8 protein-coding genes are annotated in these 7267 nt (G+C 52.7%); 1 reads left to right on the forward strand and 7 read right to left on the reverse strand.

Translation table 11 applies throughout. The features are described 5' to 3' along the window. From CVT63_07240 to CVT63_07250, 3 genes are all read right to left on the reverse strand, one after another. A partial coding sequence (locus CVT63_07240) for a 3-isopropylmalate dehydratase large subunit (protein ID PKQ27574.1) occupies nucleotides 1–947 on the reverse strand: 947 nt, incomplete at its 3' end. Nucleotides 948–1025: 78 nt separating this feature from the next. Then, nucleotides 1026–1457, reverse strand: coding sequence for a hypothetical protein (locus tag CVT63_07245; protein ID PKQ27575.1), 432 nt, complete (start codon nucleotides 1455–1457; stop codon nucleotides 1026–1028). A 350-nt stretch (nucleotides 1458–1807) separates the two neighbouring features. Next, complete coding sequence (locus tag CVT63_07250) at nucleotides 1808–2317, reverse strand: hypothetical protein (GenBank protein PKQ27576.1); 510 nt, start codon at nucleotides 2315–2317, stop codon at nucleotides 1808–1810. 214 nt (nucleotides 2318–2531) lie between these two features. Between CVT63_07250 and CVT63_07255 the strand changes: the two genes are divergently transcribed. Further along, nucleotides 2532–3074 (forward strand): cytidine deaminase, encoded by a 543-nt coding sequence (locus CVT63_07255; protein ID PKQ27577.1) that lies wholly within the window; start codon nucleotides 2532–2534, stop codon nucleotides 3072–3074. Here the strand turns inward: CVT63_07255 and CVT63_07260 are convergent. The 4 genes from CVT63_07260 to CVT63_07275 form a co-directional block, all read right to left on the reverse strand. Then, the gene (locus CVT63_07260) at nucleotides 3071–3628 is read right to left on the reverse strand and encodes a dephospho-CoA kinase (protein ID PKQ27578.1); all 558 of its coding nucleotides are present in this window, start codon (nucleotides 3626–3628) and stop codon (nucleotides 3071–3073) included. The two genes, CVT63_07255 and CVT63_07260, sit on opposite strands and share 4 nt — an antisense overlap. A 64-nt stretch (nucleotides 3629–3692) precedes the next feature. Then, nucleotides 3693–4091, reverse strand: coding sequence for a hypothetical protein (locus CVT63_07265; GenBank protein PKQ27579.1), 399 nt, complete (start codon nucleotides 4089–4091; stop codon nucleotides 3693–3695). Between the two features lie 88 nt (nucleotides 4092–4179). Beyond that, complete coding sequence (gltA, locus tag CVT63_07270) at nucleotides 4180–5562, reverse strand: glutamate synthase (NADPH), homotetrameric (GenBank protein PKQ27580.1); 1383 nt, start codon at nucleotides 5560–5562, stop codon at nucleotides 4180–4182. Then, nucleotides 5562–6539 carry a ferredoxin-NADP reductase gene (locus tag CVT63_07275; GenBank protein PKQ27581.1) on the reverse strand — a complete coding sequence of 326 codons (978 nt, stop codon included), beginning with the start codon at nucleotides 6537–6539 and terminating at the stop codon, nucleotides 5562–5564. Before CVT63_07275 ends, gltA begins: the two co-directional genes overlap by 1 nt. Nucleotides 6540–7267: the final 728 nt, after the last annotated feature.

The raw sequence follows: 7267 nt of genomic DNA on the forward strand, positions 1-7267 counted from the left end.
TTCATTATGCGCGCCGCCGCCTCAAGGTCTTCGAGCCTTCCGTTAGTGCAGGAGCCCAGCACCGCCTGCTGTATCTCGAGTCCCGCGATTTTAGGGTCGTCCACGTCTTTCACGTTGTCCACGTTGTGCGGGCAGCTCACTTGCGGCGCGATGTCCCCTGCCGCGAAGTCGTAGGCGGCTTCGTAGGCGGCATCGGCGTCGGCATAGACCGGGTCGAACCTTCCGTCGGTGCGCTCGCGAAGGTATGCGAACGTCTTTTCGTCCGGCGGGCAGATGGCGGCCTTCGCGCCCATTTCCATCGCCTGATTGCATATAGTCATCCTGCTGCCGACAGAGAAATTCTCGACGGTGTCGCCGTAGAATTCGCAGGACTTGTAGTCCGCGCCGTCCGCGCCGAGTTTTCCTATGACTTTTAGTATTACGTCTTTGGAGTAAACCCCGTTGCCGAGGTTTCCCTCTACGTTTATCCGCAGGGTTTCGGGAACGCGCAGCCAGAGGCTCCCGGTCGCCCATACCGCCGCCATCTCGGTGGCGCCGATGCCCGTGCTAAAAGCCCCAAGGCCGCCGTAGGTCGTGGTGTGCGAGTCGGTTCCGACTATGAGCATTCCCGGCTTCACGTGCCCCTTTTCGGGAAGAACCTGATGGCAGATGCCCGCGCGGATGTCGTAGAAGTTTTTGATGCCGTATTCCTTGACTATGCCGCGTATCCACTTGTGGCCTTCCGCGGTCTTGATATCGTTTGCGGGAACCCTGTGGTCGAGCGGAATCACTATCTTGTCCGCATCCCAAACCCGTTCCACGCCTATCGTCTTGAACACCTTCGAGACGAGAGCCGCGTTCTCGTGGCTCATCGCCACGTCGACCTGCGGGTTCAAAATCTCGCCCACGTCGCATTCCTTTCGGCTCGAGTGAGCCGCGAGTATCTTTTGAGCTATGGTCTGCCCCATCTTTACACCCCGTTGTTATACCGTAAATGACAATCGATGTAAAAAGTTATCCAATCATTTTCAGTCAATCGCGTTATTTCATATCTTCTGGTCGAGCCGCTTGGTGTAATACGCTATCCCCTCGAACCTCTCGTAGTCCAGCGACTCGAAAAGCCCCTTCGATTCAGGATTAGGTTCTTCTATCTGCAGGCAAAATATGCCGAGTCCCTGTTTTTCGAACCATCTTTCGCACTCTGCCACAAGCCGCTTCCCAAGCCCCTTTCGCCGGTATTGCGGCACCACGGCAAGGCGGTTTATCCATCCCTTTCTCGTGTCGTGGCTTGCAACAACTGTTGCCACAAGCTCGCTGTCATCAAAGATGCCGAAGAAGCCGATGTGGTTCTCGTCAGCCATCTGGCGCGATACCTCGTCCCGGCTGTCCCTTCCGTCGGGTTTGTAATGCAGCCCGGCGCGTTTCCAACACTCAATCATTATGTCGTAGTCCCACGGCCATAGCTTGCGAGTTTCCATTAATAATCCCTTGTAATGCTATTGTGGGCTTTTGTGATTTAAAGGTTGCTTATTTCAAGCCCCCGTTGAATATCAAACACGCAGGGAAATAAACGCGTATCTGAAAAAGTCGCCGAGCTACGAAACGTGCTTGCATCACTGCAAATACAAGCGAAGGAAAAGGAATTCACGGCGAATCACAGCGAATTGAAGAGAAACGGAACCGTATAACTGCCGGATATGGGGGACTTGAAAAAATGCGCAACGGCATGGCCCAGACGAATACGGCGCAGAAAAGGAAGGATTGGAGTTCATGCTGAAAGAAGTGGAAAGACGGATAGGTGAAAAAAGAAAAACAATGGTGTGGCACATCACCATTTTGTCCAATCCCACGGTTTGCCATTTTTGACAATATCTTCTACTTCGATGTTGTTGCTCAACTCCTGCCAATATTTACGAGATAAGCGCCATTTTTTCCCAGGTTTTCTTAGATTATATTCAGGTCGTTCTAATATTCGTTTTGGGACCTTCATGCAACAGGCAGTTTTCATCTCACTATCAAGCAATATGAAGATGAAATACTTACATACCCCCAGTTCCTTTTCAGAGATGTCAAAAACAGTTAGCCCACCTTTTCCTGCAGGCGTTTTATTATATTGTGAGATTCTTCGGGATTTAATCTCTACTTTTTTCCCGTCGTTGGTTTCTGCATCGTATGGTTCGTTTTGTTTGATTGACTCTGGTGTTTTCAGTCCACACTTTATAATCGCCCATGCTTCAGCATATGTTTGTCCAGTTCCCGGATTTGATCTGAATCCTTCCTCTTCCAACTTTATTGCAGCCTTACGGAATTTTTCTAACATATGCATCTTGTTATCCAAAGAACTCATGAAATCACCCTATTTATACCTAATATTACGCATTTCCATTAATAATCCCTTGTAATGCTATTGTGGGCTTTTGTGATTTAAAGGTTGCTCCTCGCTACCGCTGTTTAGCCTTTTGTCGCCTCGTGTTTCCCACTGTCGTTTACGGCTTCCGCTTCCGTTTGTCTCCACCACATCTTTTTTGAAGAGGTCTGCGCATTCCATCTGTATGACGCAGGCGGACGAGAGGCCAAGCTACGACGAATACTTCATAGAGATGGCGCATGTCGTTGCAAAACGCTCGACCTGTCTGCGCAGGAAGGTGGGGGCGCTCTTTGTCAAGAACAACCACATACTCTGCACAGGCTACAACGGGGCGCCAAAGCATATCCGCCACTGTTCGGATACTGGCTGCCTTCGCGCTAAGCTGGATGTTCCAAGCGGCACGCGCCACGAGCTTTGCAGGGGATTGCACGCCGAGCAGAACGGCATACTTCAGGCCGCGCTCTTCGGCATTTCGCTTCGGGGTTCGACGCTCTACTGCACGAACGTCCCCTGCGTCGTCTGCGCCAAGATGCTCATAAACGCGGGCGTGAACGAGGTCATCTACGAGGGCGACTACGCCGACGACCTCGGCAAGATAATGCTTTACGAGTCCGGCATAAGCGCATTTCGCTGGAAGAACGGCAAGAGGGAGCCGGTCCGGTTCGATGCGGACAGCATAGATCCATCGCTTTCGGATTTCGTGCCATTGGAAAAAAGAGGACTCTAAATTACGTTCGTTGCGGCATTCACCTTTTCAGCCAGTTCTTCAATGGTGCCTTCGTTGACTATCATCACGTCGGCCATCGCTATGACGCTGCCCAGCCCCCATCCAAGCTCCCTGAAATCCCTGTTCTTAACGGACGCCTCGCCAATGAAATCGTCGTCGTCCCTTTTCCTTGCGAGTATGCGTTCGTAGCGGGTCTTGGGCGAGGCGTGTATCGCGACCAGCCTGAAATCGCTGCCAAGCTCGTTCTTGAAAAACTCGATCTCCTCGCTGTTGCGTACGCCGTCTATCACGACAGCATCAAGTTCGAGTGTTTCGGTGCGCATCCCGGCAAGTTTCTTTGCCGTGCGTTGAGCCCATATCGACGGGCCGTGAATCCTTCTCATCTCGGTCGCGACCATCCCGACGTAGGAGTCCTTGAGTTCGAGACCTCTTCGGCGGACCTCGTCCCAGACCATGTCGCCCATGCGTATGACCTGCAATCCCCGTTCCTTTACGATGCGCACGGCTTCTGACTTGCCGGAGCCCGGCATGCCGGTAAATGCAATCACCTTCATAGACGGGTGGATGAACTAAAAAGTTAATAAGGTTTTGAGGGAAAAGCGAGTTTACGCCCAAAAATCATGCGTAGTGATAAACGTATTCTACCGGCACCCTGCACGCCTTGCCGATAGTGCAGACCTTTTGAGAAAGAGCTTCGAGCGCCTCGAGTTTTTGCTTTGGCTCAGAACTCTTGACGAATACATCCTCGCGTATGCGGACAACTTCGCCGTTCTCCAGCTCCATTTCAGATTCCACCCTAAGCTCGTCTATCTTCACGCCTCGCTTCTCGGCGACGGCGCGATAACTGAACGCCTGGCAGGCCGCAAGTGATGCGAGGAAGTATTCGGATGGCATCGGCCCCGAATCGTCACCATCCTTTTCCACCGGCTTGCTTACCATGAATTCGAAATCCCTTACCGTCGCCCTGTTCACGAACTTGGCGAGGCTTTCCACGTTGCACTTCTCTATGAATCCCATACGAATCGCTTCCTGCTTCCTTTTACTGACGACGCGAACGCCATAACGCAAGACGTCATTCCTCGATACTATGTAACTCGGCTATCTGTTATTTATTCATAATATATTCGTGGATGGACGCCGCGGCTCTTTTCCCTGCTCCCATCGCGGATATGACCGTCGCGGCGCCGGTCACGACGTCGCCGCCCGCGAACACGCCCGCCTTTGTCGTTTTGCCGTTCTCGTCCGCGACTATGCGCCCTTTTCTGTCGCTCTCAAGTCCCGGCGTGGTGTGCTGTATCAGGGGATTGGGCGAGTTGCCTATAGCGATTATCGCCATGTCTATGTCGAGGGAGAATTCCGAACCCCCGACAATCTTCGGGCTTCTCCTGCCGCTCGCGTCAGGCTCGCCAAGCTCCATCCCCACGCACTCCATCGCTAAGACATTGCCCGCGTCGTCGCCGAATATCCGCGTCGGGTTTGTCAGTAGCCGGAAATCTATGCCTTCTTCTTTCGCGTGTTCTATCTCCTCTCTGCGGGCCGGCATCTCCTCGTCGCTTCTGCGATAAACGATATATACCTTTTCCGCGCCAAGGCGCAGAGCAGTCCTTGCGCTGTCCATCGCCACGTTTCCTCCGCCGACGACGGCCACGCGCCGCCCCTTTCGCACAGGCGTGTCGTATTCGGGAAACTCGTAGGCCTTCATCAGGTTAACGCGCGTCAAAAATTCGTTCGCGCTGTAAACGCCATTGAGGTTCTCCCCTTCTATGCCCATAAAGTTCGGCGCGCCCGCGCCGCTTCCGACGTAAACCGCGTCGTAGCTTTCGAGCAACTCGTTTATCGTGAGGGTTCTCCCTGCGACCACGTCGAGTTCGATCTTCGCGCCCATCTTCTCGACGAGTTCTATCTCTTTTGCGACTATCGATTTCGGAAGCCTGAATTCCGGTATGCCGTAAACGAGAACCCCGCCCGGTTTGTGCAGCGCCTCGAATATCGTGACCTTGTGACCGAGTCGGCAAAGCTCGCCAGCGCAGGTAAGACCGCCGGGGCCGGAGCCTACGACCGCCACCCTCTTGCCGGTGGGGGCAGCGACCTGCGGCACTTCCACGCCCGCATTGCGTTCATAGTCCGCGACGAACCGTTCAAGCCTGCCTATGGCGACAGGCGCGCCCTTCTTTGCGAGTACGCACTCCTTTTCGCACTGGTTCTCCTGCGGGCAGACGCGTCCGCATATCGCGGGAAGCGCGTTCTTCATTTTTATCTGCCGCGCGGCGCCCGAAAAGTCGCCTTTCTTTATCTTCGCTATGAACTGCGGGATGTCCACGCCGACGGGGCAGCCCTTTATGCACTGCGGGTTCTTGCATTCGAGGCAACGCATCGCTTCCTTTACTGCAAGCTCTTTGCCGTAGCCGAGCGCCACTTCGTAGAAGTTGTGTATCCTCTTCAGAGGATCCTGATGCGGCATCCCCGTGCGGTCGAGGTCTATGGCCATCAGTTGCCGCCTCCGCATTTGCAGGTGTGCCCGCGTCCGCGGTGGTGTTCGTGCTCATTGTCATGTTCCTGACCATGCCCGCATCCGCAACCCTTGCCGTCACCGCTACCGTGGTCGCCACCTTGGCCGCTCTCCGCATGTCCGCTTTCGTATCGTTCAAGCGATTCCTTTTCCTCGCCGCGATATGCGCAAAGCCTCTTTTTCAGCTCCGCGAAATCAACGGCATGGCCGTCGAACTCGGGTCCGTCCACGCAGGTGAATTTCGTCTCTTCGCCCACCGTGACCCTGCACGCGCCGCACATGCCGGTCGCATCAACCATTATAGTATTAAGGGAAACTATAGTCTCTATCCCAAAGGGTCGCGTCGTTTTGCAGACGGCGTCCATCATCGGCACCGGGCCTATCGCCCATATTTTGGATATGCCGTTTTTGCCGCCTTGTTTCCGCTCCTCGATTACCTTTTTCAACACGTCGGTGACGAATCCGCGCTGCCCCTTGCTGCCGTCATCGGTCGCCACGTGAAGTTCGCTGCTCGCCGCGTGCATCTCATTTTCGAGTATGAGTAGGCTTTCGCACCTTGCGCCGATGATGGCTATGACCTCGTTGCCCGCTTCCTTGAGCGCCCTTGCTATGGGGTAGACGGGAGCCACGCCCACGCCGCCGCCCACGCATACGACCGTGCCAAAATCTTCGATCTCGGACGGCCTGCCGAGAGGTCCGATGAAGTTGGCTATGAAATCCCCTTTTTCGAGCCTGCCAAGTTCCTTTGTGGTCTTTCCCACTTCCATGAATATTACAGTAATAGTTTCCTCTTCGCGATCGAAGTCGGCTATCGTAAGCGGTATGCGCTCGCCCTTTTCGTGTATGCGCAACGCTATGAACTGCCCCGGCTCGGCCTTTTTGGCGACGAGCGGCGCCTTGATTTTGAACAGCTTTATCTCCGGCGAAAGGACGCGTTTTTCAACTATCTCATACATTGTCCCATCATCTCTTTTTCACGGAAAATACCCTGAAGATATTTAACAATAATTGGTGAAAATCGTTAAACCGGAATTGTTTTTGTTGTTGGAACGCCTAAATTACGATATGGATTGCTAATTTGAGTTATTTTGGCAGAAGTATGGTATGCGTCAGTACGACAATAATGCGAATACAACTAATCACTTATAATACAACTAATCACCTATTAATGTAATCGCGTGTAATCGCGTGCATATTCTTGCAGCATATGATTCAAACCGCACCGATTATAAACCCCGCCCGGATACGAAATTGCCCGGATGGGAAGCACCCATTTGAATCGAATCGAAATAAATAGAATCGAAATAAATAGAATCGAAATAAATCGAATCGAAATAAATCGAATCGAATCGGACAGGAAACCTGCGCCGAATCGAACCGAAAACAAGGCCGGTGGCTCCCAGACCGTGACAACAGTTGTCAAAGTCCTTATATATGGGATTTGACATACACAAAAAGGCTCGCAAAAGCCTGCCGCCAAAGGGGTTCGTATCCTTTGGCAATGAGCGAATGGGTAAAACTGCTGTGTGGCATGATTCGAGAAATATGGCCGGTCTTTATATATGAGAATCAGATGATCATTTATAAACTATTTAACATAATCTCCGAGCGAGAAATCTCCGACCTTTAGGTCGGGGATGAATCGCCCGGATTGGCCTTCTTTTTGGAAAAAGTTCTTTTTCTC

The sequence above is a fragment of the Candidatus Anoxymicrobium japonicum genome (assembly GCA_002843005.1).
Lineage (GTDB): Bacteria > Actinomycetota > Geothermincolia > Fen-727 > Anoxymicrobiaceae > Anoxymicrobium > Anoxymicrobium japonicum.

Bases quoted from the DNA above. Each gene is read 5' to 3' on its own strand.
- CVT63_07245 (PKQ27575.1), bottom strand. From the start codon at position 1,457: ATGGAAACTCGCAAGCTATGGCCGTGGGACTACGACATAATGATTGAG.
- CVT63_07255 (PKQ27577.1), top strand. From the start codon at position 2,532: ATGACGCAGGCGGACGAGAGGCCAAGCTACGACGAATACTTCATAGAG.
- CVT63_07260 (PKQ27578.1), bottom strand. From the start codon at position 3,628: ATGAAGGTGATTGCATTTACCGGCATGCCGGGCTCCGGCAAGTCAGAA.
- CVT63_07265 (PKQ27579.1), bottom strand. From the start codon at position 4,091: ATGGGATTCATAGAGAAGTGCAACGTGGAAAGCCTCGCCAAGTTCGTG.
- gltA (PKQ27580.1), bottom strand. From the start codon at position 5,562: ATGGCCATAGACCTCGACCGCACGGGGATGCCGCATCAGGATCCTCTG.
- CVT63_07275 (PKQ27581.1), bottom strand. From the start codon at position 6,539: ATGTATGAGATAGTTGAAAAACGCGTCCTTTCGCCGGAGATAAAGCTG.